The sequence below is a fragment of the Arthrobacter sp. NPDC058127 genome (genome assembly GCF_042884555.1).
Taxonomy (GTDB): Bacteria; Actinomycetota; Actinomycetes; order Actinomycetales; family Micrococcaceae; genus Arthrobacter.
In genome coordinates this window covers 204,279-220,226 of sequence record NZ_JBHVTT010000006.1, presented here as the reverse complement: position 1 = coordinate 220,226, position 15,948 = coordinate 204,279, and the positions used below count along the sequence as shown (strand labels likewise).

Annotated in this window: 12 protein-coding genes and 1 pseudogene; 1 reads left to right on the top strand and 12 read right to left on the bottom strand. The window is 63.4% G+C overall.

Annotation, left to right across the window (positions count from 1 at the left end; translation table 11 throughout):
- The 10 genes and pseudogenes from ACFVTG_RS11645 to ACFVTG_RS11600 form a co-directional block, all read right to left on the bottom strand.
- Nucleotides 1-153: pseudogene (locus ACFVTG_RS11645) on the bottom strand (GTP 3',8-cyclase MoaA); the annotation flags it as partial.
- 395 nt (nt 154-548) lie between these two features.
- Nucleotides 549-2,051 (bottom strand): MFS transporter, encoded by a 1,503-nt coding sequence (locus ACFVTG_RS11640; protein WP_390280547.1) that lies wholly within the window; start codon nt 2,049-2,051, stop codon nt 549-551.
- A gap of 331 nt (nt 2,052-2,382) precedes the next feature.
- Nucleotides 2,383-3,363 carry an ABC transporter substrate-binding protein gene (locus tag ACFVTG_RS11635; RefSeq protein ID WP_390280545.1) on the bottom strand — a complete coding sequence of 327 codons (981 nt, stop codon included), beginning with the start codon at nt 3,361-3,363 and terminating at the stop codon, nt 2,383-2,385.
- Nucleotides 3,364-3,373: 10 nt separating this feature from the next.
- Entirely contained in the window at nt 3,374-5,461 is a 2,088-nt protein-coding gene (locus ACFVTG_RS11630) for an ABC transporter permease (RefSeq protein ID WP_390280543.1), read from the bottom strand.
- Complete coding sequence (locus ACFVTG_RS11625) at nt 5,458-6,555, bottom strand: glycine betaine/L-proline ABC transporter ATP-binding protein (RefSeq protein ID WP_390280540.1); 1,098 nt, start codon at nt 6,553-6,555, stop codon at nt 5,458-5,460. Before ACFVTG_RS11625 ends, ACFVTG_RS11630 begins: the two co-directional genes overlap by 4 nt.
- 191 nt (nt 6,556-6,746) lie before the next feature.
- Nucleotides 6,747-7,550: an IclR family transcriptional regulator gene (locus ACFVTG_RS11620; protein ID WP_284753068.1), complete on the bottom strand. Its 804-nt coding sequence runs from the start codon at nt 7,548-7,550 to the stop codon at nt 6,747-6,749.
- A 66-nt stretch (nt 7,551-7,616) separates the two neighbouring features.
- A complete protein-coding gene (locus ACFVTG_RS11615; RefSeq protein WP_390280555.1) occupies nt 7,617-8,876 on the bottom strand; it encodes a molybdopterin molybdotransferase MoeA in 1,260 nt (419 codons plus the stop codon).
- Between the two features lie 190 nt (nt 8,877-9,066).
- Nucleotides 9,067-10,284, bottom strand: coding sequence for a formaldehyde dehydrogenase, glutathione-independent (gene fdhA / locus ACFVTG_RS11610; protein ID WP_284753067.1), 1,218 nt, complete (start codon nt 10,282-10,284; stop codon nt 9,067-9,069).
- A 271-nt stretch (nt 10,285-10,555) separates the two neighbouring features.
- Nucleotides 10,556-11,158, bottom strand: a complete 603-nt coding sequence (gene folE / locus ACFVTG_RS11605) for a GTP cyclohydrolase I FolE (RefSeq protein ID WP_284753066.1) — start codon at nt 11,156-11,158, stop codon at nt 10,556-10,558.
- A complete protein-coding gene (locus ACFVTG_RS11600; RefSeq protein ID WP_390280536.1) occupies nt 11,151-13,490 on the bottom strand; it encodes an FdhF/YdeP family oxidoreductase in 2,340 nt (779 codons plus the stop codon). The genes folE and ACFVTG_RS11600 overlap by 8 nt, the downstream gene beginning before the upstream one ends.
- A gap of 189 nt (nt 13,491-13,679) precedes the next feature.
- On the opposite strand from ACFVTG_RS11600, the gene ACFVTG_RS11595 reads away from it, so the two are divergent.
- Nucleotides 13,680-14,345: a GntR family transcriptional regulator gene (locus ACFVTG_RS11595; protein ID WP_284753075.1), complete on the top strand. Its 666-nt coding sequence runs from the start codon at nt 13,680-13,682 to the stop codon at nt 14,343-14,345.
- A 66-nt stretch (nt 14,346-14,411) separates the two neighbouring features.
- On the opposite strand, the gene ACFVTG_RS11590 is transcribed toward ACFVTG_RS11595, so the two are convergent.
- Complete coding sequence (locus ACFVTG_RS11590) at nt 14,412-15,287, bottom strand: bifunctional 5,10-methylenetetrahydrofolate dehydrogenase/5,10-methenyltetrahydrofolate cyclohydrolase (RefSeq protein ID WP_390280533.1); 876 nt, start codon at nt 15,285-15,287, stop codon at nt 14,412-14,414.
- A complete protein-coding gene (locus ACFVTG_RS11585) occupies nt 15,284-15,910 on the bottom strand; it encodes a cyclodeaminase/cyclohydrolase family protein (RefSeq protein WP_390280531.1) in 627 nt (208 codons plus the stop codon). The genes ACFVTG_RS11590 and ACFVTG_RS11585 overlap by 4 nt, the downstream gene beginning before the upstream one ends.
- Between the last annotated feature and the right edge of the window lie 38 nt (nt 15,911-15,948).

Genomic DNA, 15,948 nt, shown 5'->3' with positions numbered 1-15,948 from the left:
GTACGTGCATCGGAGATTGCATTTGTCCGTCAGGGACAAGCGCATGTCGGTGGCCCGGCGTCCGTAACGGTCGAACAGGCCCGCCGGAGTTCCGGACGGCCGTCTCAGCATCGGCGACCCTGCGTGATCGCTTCCGCTCCGCGGCTGGGGCATGTTCAGCTAAACACCCATGTTTCCAGGCCACGATGGAGCATCGATAACGTTGCTTGGCTTCGTTCGGCCCGCCGGATCGCTATAGGCATACGAACCCGGCCGGCTGGCGGCGCCACTTTCGTCTTGGCAGTTGCACTTGGCGTCGATTTGCAGCCGGACCGTGACGGATTCGGAGGCTTCGAAGTTGAGGACTATCGGATCGCTGCCAGCACCTGAGATGCGAAGTACGTTTTCCTGCGACTGAGAATCATTCATTTGGTTTCTTTCTTTTGGGGGCTGCAGGCAGGGGCACGGAGCTGACCAGGCCGAACCGTGCGTGCGGTCCGGCCAGGTCAGCCGGTCGGAGAACTCACGCCGTCGGCCGAGTTCCGGGGCATTAGTTCAGTCCTCGAGAATCATCGCAGTGAAGGTCTGGCCGTATTTTCGAATGCCAGATCCTCCAGGAACGGCATTCCGTCCAGGTCGATCCGCGGGTTGTTGTCCTGGGTAGCGACCAGCTCGCGGGCCTCGGCCTCAGTATCAACGCTCGGCATGGAGCCGGGCAGCGGCCGCCGGGCGGATTCGCGCAGGAAGTAGATGCCGATCGCACCGATGATGGAAGTGCCCATGAGGTAGTATGCCGGGGCCATGTCATTGTGCGTGGCCTCGATCAGGCCTTGGACGATGAATGGCGTTGTGCCGCCGAAAAGCGCCATGGAGAAGTTGTAGGCAATGCCCATGCTGCTATAGCGGCCCGACGTCGGGAACTGCGCGGGAAGCGCCGAGGCGAGGTTTGCGACATAGAACGTCACGGGGAAGGCGACAAGGGCAAGGCCAGCGAGCGTGGACCAGACATTGCCGACGCCGATCAGCAGGAATGCCGGGATAGCGAACACGATGGTGCTTCCGGCACCGACCCAGAGGACGGGGCGGCGGCCGATGCGGTCGGACAGTTTCCCGGTCAGCGGAATGCAGGCTGCCATTATCACCATCACGGGAATGGTTAGCAGCGTGCCGTGGATGGGGTCGTAGCCTTTGGATTCGGTCAGGTACGTCGGCATGTAGGACGTCAAGACATAACCTACGGTGTTGGCAGCGGCGGCAAGGATCATGGCGAGGATAATTTGGCGCCAGTAAGCTTTGATGATTGGCAGGGGTCCCTTGGCCACGGCTTTGTCGGCTGCGGCAGCATCTGCAGAAAGTGCTTGCTGGGCGTCGAGGGTTGCCTGGAACTGGGGGGATTCCTCGATCTTGTTCCGGAAATAGACGGCGATCGCACCGAGCGGCCCGGCGATCAGGAAGGGCAGCCTCCAGCCCCATTCCTCCATGGCTGCCTGGCCCAGAGACAGTTGCAGCACGGACACGATCGCGGCTCCCAATGCGAAGCCGAGATACGAGCCCATGTCCAGGAAGCTCGCGAAGAAGCCGCGCCGCTTATCGGGTGCGTATTCGCAGACGAAGGTAGTGGCGCCTGCGTACTCGCCGCCGGTGGAAAAGCCCTGGACGAGTTTCAGGATCACCAACAGGGCGGCGGCCCATACGCCGATCTGAGCGTAGCCGGGAAGGAGTCCGACGGCGAAGGTACTTGCCGCCATCAGCAGGAGCGTCGCCGCCAGCACCTTCTGGCGGCCAATCTTGTCGCCGAGCCAACCGAAGATGACACCGCCCAGCGGGCGGGCGATGAATGTTGCGGCGAAGGTGCCGAGCAGGAATAAGGTTTGGACGGACCTGTCAGCTTCCGGGAGGAAGACGGGGCCCATGGTGGTTATCAGGTAGCCGAACACGCCGACGTCGTACCATTCCATGGTGTTGCCGACGATCGTACCGCCGAGTGCCTTCTTGAGCATCGGCTGGTTGACGACGTTGACGTCGGACACCTCTAGCCGCCTGTGTCTGAGGAGCTTCGGTTTCTGGGTCATAACGGTTCCTTTTGCTCAATATTGCAATTGGCTCATATGTGGCCGTCGGCCGGCACCTTGTGACAGGTTCGGTTCGTCGGTGGATAGGCGTAGTGCTTCCCTCGCAGGCCTTGGGCATGAAGCACGTCTCCTTCATTTGGGAAGGGACTCGCAAATACCGGTAGCGCCAATTCCTAATTGTTCCGCATGGAACAACAGAATTCGCCATAAGCAACAGAGTGCGTTAGATCACAGTGATTGTCAAGGGATGTTGCGCAAATGTGTTGCTTATCGTGATTCTTGTTGCGTATAGTCCTTCGGCTGCGGCCGATGGTCCTTGGGAACAACGAACCTACTTGAGCCAGGCGGCGACCTTGTCCGAGTTCGCGTCGATCCACTTCTGGGCGGCGGCATCCGGGCTCATGTTGTCCTTGGCGATGTACCCGGCAACCGTGTTCTGGTCCTGGTTCGTCCACGTGAATTTCTTGACGAGAGAATACGCGGGGCTACTGGAGTTGGCGAACTTGGTCGATACGATCTTGTTGAGGTCGTACTTGGGGTAGTCGCAGGCGACCTTGGCCGCGTCGGCGTCGCAGCCGGGCGTGTGGGCAGGGAGGTTGACTTTGACGAGCGGGACCTCCGCCATGAACCACTGGGGCTCGTAGAAGTAGCCGATCAGCGGGGTCTTGTTCTGCTCGGCTTGCCGGAAGGCCTGGATGAGCGCTGGTTCGCTGCCCGCGTACACGACCTTGAAGTTGAAGCCAAGGTTCTTCACGAGGGCTGCGTCGTTGGTGACAAAGGAGGGGTCGCCGTCGAGGAGTTGGCCTTGGCCTCCGGACTCGGAGGTCTTGAACAAGTCAGCGTACTTGTTGAGGTTCTTGGAGTCCGTGATGTCCGGGTACAGCTTGGCCATCCATGGCGGCACGTACCAGCCGATCACGCCGGTGTTGCCGGTCGGCCCGGCGTCGACCGCAGTCTTTTGCTGCTTGATGTACTTGTCCGCGAGCTCGGGGTGGCCCCAGTTCTCAAGGACGGTGTCTACCTCGCCGCTGCCGAAGCCCTGCCATGACACCTCTTCCTTGAGGGTCTTGTAATTTACGGTGCAGCCTAGCTTTTCCTTGGCCACGGTCCCTACGACGTAGGCGTCCGCCTCGTAGCCGACCCAAGGGTTTACGGCGACGTTGAACGTGCCGCATGCACTCTTTCCGCTTGGCGGGGTTGCGCTAGGGATATCGCCGGAGCATGCCGTGAGCGCGAGGACCGCGGTGAGGACAATTGCGGCAGACGCTCTCTTCCTAATCTTTAGGCCAGGGTCCGTCAGTGATTTCTTCACGGCTTTTCCTCTATCGGGTGCTGCCGAAGCGGGCAGTGGCGTGTTGGGTGATGCGGTCGAGCATGACTCCGAGCGCGGTGATGGCGATGCCGGCGGCAAGACCCTTTCCGAAGAGCTGGCTCTGGGAGAAACCGGCGACTACGAGATAGCCGAGTCCTCCGCCGCCGACGAGTCCGCCGACGACGACCATGGACAGGACGTAGAGCAAGCCCTGGTTGGCGGCGAGGACTACTGCCGCGCGGGCCATGGGGAGCTGGACCTTCGCGATCATCTGCCACGACGTTGTTCCGAGCGATTCCGCGGCCTCCACGGCAACTGGCGATACACCTCGGATCCCGTCCGCAACTAGCTTCGTCGCGATGGGCACGCCGTAAGCGAACGCGGCGACGATCGCCGTGAATCGTGTGGGACCGAAGAGGGCGAGGGCCGGCACTAGGTATACGAAGGACGGGATGGTCTGGAAGGCGTCGAGCACGGGTCGGATGACCGAGTCGGCGGGCTTGCTCCGACCCATCCAGACGCCCAGGCAGACGGCGACGAGGACCACAACGAACGAGGCTACGAGCGTGGTCGCGAGCGTCTTCATGCTCTCATTCCACAGCCCGGTTCCGAGGATCACGGCTTCGCACACGATCGTGACTGTGGCGGCCCGCCGGCCGGCGAGCACGAACGCGATTCCGAGCAGCACGAGCGCCATGGCCCACCACGGGGACTGTGCGAGCACCGACTGGAATGGGTCGACGAGAAGCGCGGTGACGGTGTTCTTGAGCCATTCCGTGAAGCCTGAGAACGTGCCGACCGTCCAGTCAGTGGCGGTAGAGACGGCCTTCGCTAGTGGGGCGCCGAGGTCGGGCCAAGCCGGGAACTTCGAGAGCGCAAGATAGATGTGCGAGAGATATATGGCCACAGCGGCGACGACGGCGCCTGCGATGATAACGGTCCGACGCATCTGCTGGCCCCCGAATGTGCCGGCCTGAGCCATTCCGGACCCGCGCAGTATGCGGGCTTCGATGCCTGAGCGTTCGGAGGCGCTCGTCGTGGTGCGGTCGAGCATGATCGCCATGAGCACGATGGCAAGGCCGGAGACAAACGCCGAGCCGACGTCGAGCGACTGGAGCGCCTGGAGCACCGGCGTGCCCAGGCCAGGGCCGTTGATGAGCGCGGCTATGGTGGCCATCGAGAGCGCCGCCATCGTGCACTGGTTGATGCCGACCACGATAGTGCGCCGGGCCATGGGAAGTTGCACCTTCACGAGGGCCTGCCAGGGCGTGCTGCCCATGGACGTGACGGCCTCGAGGGTGGCCGGTGAGACCCCTCGGATGCCGTGCTCGGTGATGCGCACGAGCGGCGGGAGCGAGTAGATGATGGTCGTGACAATCGCGGCGGCGGGACCGATGCCGAAGACCAATGCGAGCGGGGCCAGGTAGGCGAACGACGGCAGGGTCTGCATGAGGTCAAGCAAAGGTGAGACCGCGGCCGAGACTCGGCGGCTTCGGGCCATGACAATGCCTAGCGGGAGGCCCGCGACTGTACAGATGCCGACTGCAAAGAACGTGACGATGAGCGTGTCGATGCTTTGTGCCCAGTAGCCGAAGAACCCGAAGAGCAGCACGCACACGCCGACGAGGAGCATCGAGCGCACGCCGGCGAACGCCAGGGCCAGCCAGGCGAGGAGTGCGACGACGCCGAGCCAGCCGATCTCCGGCACCGGGCGTCCGTCCGAGGCCTGGCTGAAGATACCTTGGAGAGAGGTGACAAGCCCGTTGACTCCGTCCGTGATCGGCTGGACGATGTGCTGGAAGACGAAGGAGTTGGTGCGGGCGCTGTCAAAGGCGTCGCGGACGCTGTTCAGCCAGAGTTGGAAGTCCGTCTTGTCTGCGCCGCCCAACTCGAGGGTGTCCAGGCCCTTGAGCGTGGCCCAGAGCACGAGCCAGGCGACGCAAATCCCCACGAGCGAGACCGGGCGCCAATGACGTCGGCAGAATCCCAGGACAGCAGGGCCTCCGGACGAGGTGGCAGGGGTTCGTCCTCCGGGTGAGTCGGGACGCACGCCCCCAGACCGTCGTCGACGGTTGGCCCGCTCTGTGGCGACGCTCACCCGGCGCCGCCTTGGTGGGAAGCCGGGGACGGCTCCTCGGCGACGACGACGCGGAGGATATCCTCGTCGTCGACGATGCCGAGGAACTCCTCGCCGTCGAAAACCCTTACAGGCAGCTCCGAGTGGAGGACCTGCCGGGCGGCTTCGCGCACGATGCGGTCGGCCTGCATCACGGGCCCGTCGAGGGCCTCGCCCTCGCGCGGGGGCCGAACCACATAGCGCAGCGTGAGCACGTGTGAGCGGGGGACATCCGAGACGAAGTCGCGCACGTAGTCGTCAGCGGGGTTGGCGACGATGTCGGCGGGGGTTCCGATCTGGACGACCTCTCCGTCGCGCATGATGAGGATGCGGTCACCGAGCTTGAGGGCCTCCTGGAGGTCGTGGGTGATGAAGCCCATCGTCTTCCCCACCTCCTCGTGCAGGCGGCGGACCTCGTTCTGCATGTCGCGGCGGATGAGCGGGTCAAGGGCGGAAAACGGCTCGTCGAAGAGCAGGACCCGCGGGTCCACGGCGAGTGCCCGGGCAAGGCCGACGCGCTGCTGCATGCCGCCAGAGAGCTGGTCGGGGAACGAATTCTCGTACCCGGTCAGGCCGACGAGGTCGACCATGTCCTGGGCCCGGGCGCGGCGCTGGGACTTGCCCTCCCCGCGGACTTCGAGGCCGTAGGCGACGTTGTCGATCACCTTGCGGTGCGGGAGCAGGCCGAACTGCTGGAATACCATCGCCATGTGGGTCCGGCGCATCGCCCGGAGGCGGGCCTTGCTCGCGTGGATAACGTCCTCGCCGCCGATCGTGACGCTTCCTGCCGTCGGCTCGATCAGTCGGGTGAGCAGGCGTACGAGCGTCGATTTGCCGGAGCCGGAGAGTCCCATGACCACGAAGACCTCCCCAGGGGCCACCTCGAACGAGACGTTTTTGACGGCTGCGACGCAGCCGGTCTTGATTTGGAGCTCCTTGCGCGAGAGGTGCTCGTCCGGGGTGCCGATGATCCCATCGGACTTCTGACCGAAGATCTTCCATAGTCCATCGACCTTGAGCGCGGACTCAGTCGCGTTGGAGCTGGGGGTCTCTTCTGTCGCGGTGTGCGTGCTCATGCTGTTCTGCTCTTTCCGCTATCACTACCCCTCTATTGATGATGCATCTGCAGTGCTTGGCTGTCACGCGTGGCTGCTAGGCGTGACAGTCCACGGTGATACCGGGAGGGAGGCTGGGGTCTCGTCGGATTCCTGGAGGTAGATATCCCCGCCAGCCATTTACCGATGACCCCGTGCCCCAGTGCCCGGGGTCATCGGTGCGTGTAGCCCATTTGCACGCTGATCCGGATTCCGGCCTGACGAAGGGCGTCAATAAGTCCGGGGATCTTCTGCGGGTCAAACCGGAACGCGGGTCCGGAGATGCTGACGGCTCCGATGACGGTTCCCAAGTGGTTGTAGATCGGAACCGCAATCGCATTCAGGCCGATCTCCAGTTCCTCGCGTGTCTCCGCATATCCATCGTGGGCCACATCGATCAGCTGCTTCTCGAGGTCTTCCCGATTGGTGATAGTGCGGGGAGTCCTGGCATAAAACCCCGCTTCCGTCAGGATGCGGTCCCGTTCGTCGGCGGACAGTGCAGCCAACAAAACCTTCCCGCTTGAGGTGGCGTGGAGCGGCGTCAAGCCGCCCACCCAGTCATAAGTGGCCAACGACGACGGTCCCATGGCCTGATCCACGTTAACGGCATAGTTCGATCTCAGGACAGCGAGGTTCACGGTCTCCTTGAACTCGTCCGCAAGACTCTCCAACACGGGCCGGGCCTCGCGGACCAGGCTGAGCCGGCCGGGAATCGAACTGGCGAGCCGCAGGATGCCGAAGCCCAACTGGTACTTTCCCCGGTCGCTGTTCTGATGGACCATCTCCCTGCTCACCAACGAGCCCAGCAGTCGAGAGACCGAGGATTTGTGGATGCCGATTTCCTCGGCGATTTCGCTCACGCCGGCGTGTCCGTCACGGGAAAGGATTTCGAGGATCTGGAGGGCACGGTCAACGGACTGCACACCACCGGGCTGCCCGTTTCCGCCTTTTTCGGAGTCAAAGTCAATTGTGGCCATGAGCCATACCTACGTCTTTCTGCGGCGAAACAAGAGGCTGAAACCTCCCTCTTGTTTCTCTAAATCCTAGACCGGAACCGTAGGGGCATTGAACAGGTGGCTTCCCGCCGAGCCGGCGGTCAGGGACGGGGTCCATGGGAGTGGCAGGGCGGGAACCGGGTCCCCTGGCTGGGCGCCGTGAGGAGGCACAGCCAGGACACCATCGGCCCAGGCGAGTCCCCTCATCATTCCCGGGCCAGTGTGATGGGCAGGGGATGCCAGCCCGTTGTCAAAGCGGAAGGGCATAAGGCGGGTGCGGCCCGGATCGGCGCCAATCGCGGTACCGGACGCTACCAGGCTGAGGTTCGAAAGCGGACGGTGTCCTAATGCCGCGATCAGGGGCGCACCAATGGTAATCAGTGCCATCATGGCGGCCAGCGGGTTTCCAGGCAGTCCGACGACGAAGCGCCCGTCCGGCAGTTCGGCCAGTACCGCGGGATGTCCGGGACGCATGGCGACGCCGTCCAGCAGCAGCCTCCCGCCTAGCGCGGCTATGGCGTTGCGGAAGTGGTCCGTTCCGGAACGGCCGGTTCCGCCTGTGGTGATCACGACGTCGGGCCGCTCCGCCGGGCGGGTGCCCGTATCGCTGAGGGCGGCGAGCCACTCCTGATATGAGTCCCCGATTCTTCGCTGTCCCACCGGGTCGCCTCCCAGCATTGCAAGGACCGTGCCCAACTGCGGGCCGAATGCGTCCCTGACCTGTCCCGGCGCGGGCGTCCCGGAGGTGACCACTTCCGAGCCCGTCAAAAGGATCGCGACTCGTGGCTTGCCAAAGACGTGTAGCTCGTCGTGGCCGGCGATCGCGGCAAGGGCGATATGGGCGGGATTGAGTACGGTGCCTGCGGGGATCAGCACTTCGCCTGCAGCGGCTTCCTCGCCTGCTTGGCGGATATGCTGACCGCTTCGCGGTTCGCCGGGCCTTGCTTCGGAGCCGAGGGTCAGCGTGGGCACACCCGCTATGTCATCGCTTGTCTGGCCACTTTCGCGGCGTAATACGGCGTCGGTACCGACAGGCACCAGTCCGCCGGTGGCTATAGGGCTGGCATGGTGCGGTGCCAGGGGTTGACCCGGTTTCACCAAGGTCCAGGGTCCGCTGCCACTGACGGCCCAGCCGTCCATGGCCGAGGATGCGTAGTGCGGTAGGTCTTGACTCGTTGTGACGGCTCGCGCAAGCGTGCGTCCGATGGTTTCCGCCAGGGGCACGGGCATCGCCGGGATGGGGGAGGCGCAATCGAATGCCAGTCGGCGGGCCTCTGACCAGCTCGTCGCGGACTTTCGAGCAGCCAGTGGACCCGAAGGCCGACGCGGTTGACCGCCTCGATCGGCTAAATCGTGAGCAGGCAAGCCGTGCCCCTATCTGAAGGCTTTCCGAATGGGATGCTGTTCCCCGGGAACGGCGATAAGGCACCTTCTTGGGCCTTAACGCCGTTCCTTCGGGGAGCGGGCCAGATTAGGTCCGGCCCCTAAATCGTGGCGGCTAGGCCTTGACGTAACCGTTGGGGTTCAGCACGTACTTCGTGGCGGCTCCCGCATCGAACTCGGCATACCCGCGGGGAGCGTCCTCCAACGCGATGGCCTTGGCGTTGACGGCTTTGGCGATCTGGACTTTGTCGTGCAGGATAGCCATCATCAGTTGCCGGTTGTACTTCATCACGGGGCACTGGCCTGTGGTGAAGGACAGGGATTTGGCCCATCCGGTGCCTAGGGAGAGCGAGAGGGAACCGTGCTGGGCAGCGTCGTCGATTCCACCTGGATCGCCGGTGACGTACAGGCCAGGGATGCCCAGGGCGCCTCCGGCGGCCGTGATGTCCATGAGGGAATTCAGCACCGTGGCCGGCGCTTCGTGCGAGGCGTCCTTGCCGTGTCCGCGGGCTTCGAATCCGACGGCGTCCACGCCGCAGTCCACTTCGGGCACGCCGAGGATCTGCTCGATTTGGTCCTTGGGGTCGCCCTTGGAGACATTGACGGTTTCGCAACCGAATGACCTGGCCTGGACGAGGCGGTTTTCGTTGATGTCACCGACAATGACCACTGCTGCGCCGAGCAGTTGCGCGCCGGCGGCGGCCGCCAGGCCGACCGGACCCGCGCCAGCAATATAGACGGTAGAGCCGACACCGACCCCGGCCGTGACTGCTCCGTGGAAGCCGGTGGGGAAAATGTCCGAGAGCATGGTCAAGTCCATGATCTTCTCCAAGGCCTGGTCCCGGTCCGGGAACTTCAGCAAGTTCCAGTCCGCATAAGGCACCAGAACATAATCGGCCTGCCCTCCGACCCATCCGCCCATGTCGACGTAGCCGTAGGCGCTGCCTGGCCGGTCCGGGTTGACGTTCAGGCAGATGCCGGTCTTGCGCTCCTTGCAGTTCCGGCAGCGGCCACAGGAGATGTTGAAAGGCACCGATACGATGTCGCCCACCTTGATGAATTCCACATCCGGGCCAACTTCCACCACTTCGCCGGTGATCTCATGACCGAGGACCAGGTCCCGCGGTGCAGTGGTGCGGCCGCGCACCATGTGCTGGTCGGAGCCGCAGATGTTTGTGGTCACTGTGCGCAGGATCGCTCCGTGGGGCACCTTCCGGCCGACATTGGCGGGGTTGACGCCGGGGCCGTCCTTGAGCTCGAACGTCGGGTAGTCGGTGTCAATGATCTCGACTACGCCAGGTTCCTTGTATGCGACTGCTCTGTTTCCTGACATGGACACTCCTAAGGGCCATTTCATGGTGTTTTGATTCAGTGGTTGGACGTTCGCTGAAACCGTTGCCAACGGTTGCCCGTTGCCCGTAAGCGGTGCTCCGGCGCTCACCTCCCCAGGCATTCAGGCCACCGAAGCACCGCTTACGGGAAACGCGATTCCCCAAGACCGGTTCAGGGGATGAGAGAGGCAACCACGCTGATATGTCGATCCTAGATTAAAGATATATCAGAAATATGTTACGTGAGCCGAACGGGTCATGTCCAGAGGTTTTTCAGCGGCCGAGTATCAGGCTCAGTGCTTCTGCGCGGGCGGCCGGCAGCCGGAGCTCGCCCCGCACCGCGGAGGTGATGGTCTTTGACCCCGGTTTTCTGACGCCCCGCATGGACATGCACAGGTGTTCACACTCGACGACGACGATCGCACCGAGGGGCCGAAGCGAAGTGACCAGGGCATCAACCACCTGCGTCGTGAGCCGCTCCTGAACTTGGGGCCTTCGAGCGAAGGTGTCCACCAGCCGGGCGAGTTTGCTCAGCCCCGTGACGAATCCATCCGGGGAGGGGATGTATCCGACGTGGGCTACGCCGTGGAACGGGACCAGGTGATGCTCGCAGGTCGAGTAAAAGGGTATGTCCTTGACGATGACGAGTTCTTCATGGCCAAGGTCAAACGTCTTGTCCAGCACGGCGAGGGGGTCTTCGTGGAGGCCGCCGTACATTTCCGCCGCAGCGCGGGCGACGCGCGCGGGGGTCTCAACCAGGCCGGGCCTGTCCGGGTCTTCGCCAACGGCCAGGAGGAATTCCCGGACGGCCCGTTCCACCCGCGGACGGTCAACCCCCGGGGAGGACACCGCAACCGCGGTCCGGCTATCACTCATGGCTGCCTGCGCTTGCCGGCTCGAGGCGGACAATGACTGACTTTGACGTCGGGGTTCCGCTGACGTCGGCTACCGAGTCCAGCGGCACGAGGACGTTGGTCTCCGGGTAGTAGGCTGCGGCGCAGCCCTTTGGCGTCGAATAGGAAACGATGCGGAAATTCTCGGCCCGTCGCTCGGTGCCCCGGAATTCGGATACCAGGTGAACCATGTCGCCGTTCTCGAAACCCAGTTCGGCCACATCGGACTCGTTCACGAGGACCACTCGGCGACCGCCGTGAATGCCACGGTAGCGGTCGTCCTTGCCGTAGATGGTGGTGTTGTACTGGTCGTGGGAGCGCAGCGTCTGGAGGATGAGGCGGCCCTCCGGGACGCGGAGGTACTCCAAGTCGTTCGCCGTAAAGTGGGCCTTGCCGGAAGCGGTGTCGAACTCCCTCGCATCCCGGGGCCGGTGGGGGAGGACGAAGCCTCCCGGGTTCTGGATCTTCTCCTCAAAATTCTCGAAACCGTCGAGTACCGCTTCGATGTGTTTCCTGATCAGCGAATAGTCGTCCCTGAGCGCGAGCCAAGCGGCCTTGGGCGTGTTGGGCAGGGGATGGCCTTCGCGGTCCGTGAAGAGCCGGTGGGCCAGGTTGCAGACGATCGCCACTTCTGACATCAAGTGCTCGCTCGCGGGCTTGAGCCGTCCACGGGACGCGTGGACGGCACTCATGGAATCCTCCACGGTTACTCTTTGGTCACCTGTCCTCTGCGTGTCCCTCTCGGTGCGTCCGAGCGTGGGAAGGATCAGGGCGCGCCGCCCCGTCGCCAAGTGGGAATGGTTCAATTTTGTGGAGATCTGGACCGTAAGACGGGTGTTGGCCAGGGATTGCTCCGTGGTTTCAGAGTCCGGGGCCGCCCGCACAAAATTGCCGCCCATCCCGACGAAAACCCGGACCTTGCCGTCCCGCATCGCCCGGATGGCCGCGACGGTGTCGTAGCCATGGGCCCGGGGGGAAAGGAACTGGAACTCGTGGTCCAGCCTGTCGTGGAATTTCTCCGGCATTTGCTCGAAGATGCCCATGGTGCGGTCACCCTGGACATTGGAATGTCCGCGGACGGGGCAGACTCCGGCCCCGGGCTTGCCGATGTTGCCCTGGAGAAGGAGGACATTGACGACGTCGCGGAGCGTGGGCACGGAATGCTTGTGCTGTGTCAGGCCCATGGCCCAGCAGACAATGGTCGCCTTAGAAGCCAGCAGGCGCTCACCGCTAGCCTTGATCTGGTCCATCGTCAGCCCGGTCGCTTCGAGGATGTCCTCCCACGCAACATCTTCCAGTTGCTTCAGGTAGGCATTGAGGCCGACGGTGTGATTGTTGATGAAGTCATGGTCGAGTACGGTTTGTAGGCCCGGGCTGGTCCTTCCAGCACCTTCGGCCTCCAGCAGGTATTTGCCCAGTCCCTGGAAAAGCGCCTGATCGCCGCCGGCCCTGATCTGCAGGAAGTCGTCGGTCAGTTCGGTGCCAACCAGCATGCCAACGGGGTTCTGCGGGTTTTCGAATCTGAGCAGCCCGGCTTCAGGAAGTGGATTCACGGACACGATAACCGCACCGTTCTTCTTGGCCTTCTCCAATGAGCTGAGCATGCGCGGGTGGTTCGTGCCAGGGTTTTGGCCCGCAACGAAGATCAACGACGCCGTTTCCACGTCTTTGAGGCTCACGGAGCCCTTACCGATGCCGATGGTCTCGACGAGGGCCGAACCGGAGGACTCGTGGCACATGTTGGAACAGTCCGGAAGATTGTTGGTCCCCACGCCGCGCACGAGGAGCTGGTAGGCGAAGGCCGCCTCGTTTGACGTCCGGCCGGAGGTGTAAAACACCGCCTGGTCCGGGTTGTCCATGTCCCTGATCTCCTGTGCGACGAGCTCCAAGGCATCGTCCCAATCCACGGGCCTGTAGTGCGTTGCGCCCTCGTCCAGGAGCATGGGATGCGTCAGCCGCCCCTGCTGCCCCAGCCAGTAGTCGTCCCTCGTCTTCAGCTCAGCTATGGAATGCGATGCGAAAAACTCCGGCGTGACGCGGCGCCGTGTGGCTTCTTCCGCGACGGCCTTGGCACCGTTCTCGCAGAACTCGGCTGTATGGCGTTTGTCGTGTTCCGGCCAGGCGCAGCCCATGCAGTCAAACCCGTCCACCTGGTTGACCGCCAGCAAAGTTTGGACGCTGCGCAGGGGGCCCATCTGCTCGAGGGAGATTTTCAGCGCGTTCGTGACGGCAGGGAGGCCAACGGCCTTTGACTTGGGTTTGGTGACAGTCAGCTTTGACTCGTCGATATTTTCACGGGGGGCTTTTGAGGCCATGGGCTTTACCTTCAGATCTTGGCCGGATAGAGAGGTCTGGCGGTGAGGAGGAGGAAGTTCGTGACATTCTTATCCCGCTCGTATTGATATATTAGTTGTAGGGATAATATGTTCACGGGGCCGGTGAGTCAAGGCGCCGTCACCTAACGGGAAGGATCAGACGTGGAGAGCAGCGGCAAGTTATCGGTCATGGGGGAGTCGGAGCTGCCTGCGAGGCAGGATGACGAGTCCTATGCCGAGTATGCGTACCGGGTGCTGTGTGATGAGCTCATCGTTCTTGATATCAAGCCTGGGGAGCCCTTGAATGATGATTTGATCTCGCGCCGGCTTGGTGTTGGAAGAACGCCTATCCGGGAAGCCATGAAGAGGCTGGAGAGCGACCACCTGGTGGTGGCCTATCCACGCAGGGGAACCTTTGCCGCGGGCGTGGATATTACGGACCTTGCTGAAATCTCCGAGATTCGTCAGCTTTTGGAGCCTGCGGCATCTGCACGTGCCGCTCGAATGGCTTCGGACCGGACGCGGCAGGAGCTAAGGGAGCTTGCCCGGGAGGTTCGGCAGCTCTTGGCCGGCCACCTGGCACAGCGGGACCTCATGCGCTTGGACATGAGAGTGCACCGCAGCATCTACCGGGCGACTGGCAGCCGGCATCTGGAGGATGTCCTGATTCGCTGCGACAACCTGGCGACCCGTATCTGGAGTCTCGTGCTGGAGAAGCTCCCCCCGGTTTCCGAACACATCGCCCAGCACGTGGAGCTGCTTGAACGCATTGCCGATGGCGAGGCAGAAGCGGCTGCAGACCTGACCGCCAAGCACGTTACCGACTTCGAGAACCTGATCCGGGCGGTCCTCTAGCAAAACTGAGTGTCCCGGATGCCCGGCACCGTTGCCCTCGGGGCCGGGCATGGTTTTGCCCTTGTGTCAGCCGACAGGTCCGGCGATCAACGAGCGGAACTGTTCCCTTGCGGCCTCGGCTGTGTGCAGGAGCAGCAGCGATGTGGTGACGGTGCCGACGCCGCCGGGAACGGGCGTCAGTGCTGCGGCGACGCCCAGCACGCTGGCTTCGTCCACGTCTCCCACGAGGGATCCGTCGGGCAGGACGTTCGTGCCGACGTCGATCACTACCGACTCGGAGGAAACGTGGGCGCCGGTGAGCAGGCCGGTCCGCCCGGCCGCGACCACGACGATGTCGGCAGTCTGCGTGTATCTCTCGAGCGGACCCGACTTGGAATGACAGACGGTGATCGCGGCGTCGCGTTCCAGCAGGAGCAGTGATAACGGTTTGCCCACGACGGCGGAACGGCCGATGACGACGACGTTCCGGCCCGGCACCGGGATGTCGTAGTAGTCGAGGATCTCGACGACGGCCCGGGCCGTAGCAGGTGCGAAGGCGGGTTGCCCCACGGCCAGCAGGCCGAGGCTGAGCGGGTTCGCGCCGTCGATGTCCTTCTCCGGTGCGATGTGGCTGACCAGGGCATCGGTCCTGACCCCGGCGGGCAGGGGCGCCTGCAAGATGATTCCGTTGACGGACGGTTCCGCGCTGAGGTGTTTCAGGACGCTGGCCAGGACTTGCTCTGTGGCGTCGTGGCCGAGGTCGAGAATCCGGCAGCCGATTCCCGCGCGTTCGGCCGCGCGCTCAATGGAGCGGACGTACCAATGCGTGGACTCGTCGTCTGTTGCCACGACCACCGCGAGGACCGGGCGCACTCCGTCATTTTCTAGGTTCCGTGCCTCATCCCGGGCCCTTTGCTGGATGAGCGCGGCCAATGGCTTGCCGGAAAGCAGGGTGGCGTTCAACCGAGGATCCTTTCGCGCACGCGCTTCGCGAGCGAGTCTGCCGCAAGGACGACCTTCTCTTCGATCCCGTCGGTCTGCTCGGCAAGCCGGGCACGGGTCGCGCCGTCCTCGATGGCCACAATGTTGATGTCGATGTTGACGCGCGCCGTGGTGGCGGCCGCGCGGGCAGCGTCCGCGGCGGCTGCGATGTCGCTGATCACGTTGGCGTTTGCCGCGTCGAACAGTTCCGTGGCCAGTTCGACGACGGCTCCTGAGACCTTGATCAGCTGTGCCGGGGTCCGTGCAGCGTGAACGAGGGCATCCTGGATTGCTGCCGACCGCGCTTCGTTGAGGGCCTCGGTCCCGGAGGGCAGCTTGTAGGAATCAATGACAGCCTGGAACGCTAGTTCGTCGGCGTCCGCAAGTCGCAGGGCTTCGTCCACAAGTTCGTCGGCGGCCGCGATGATCCTTGAGACCAGTGCGGCGTGTTGCTCGTATTTGGCGCCCGTGGTGTACCTGGCGACCATTGCAACGAGGGCGGCCCCTTGGGCGGCGTGAAGCGCAGCGGCTGCGCCTCCGCCGGGGGTGGGTTGCCGTGATGCGAGCCTGGTGAGGTAATTGTTGATTGTTTCTGAACTGATCATGGGTCTTCCTGGGCTGGGTCTTCCGAGGCTGGGCTTGG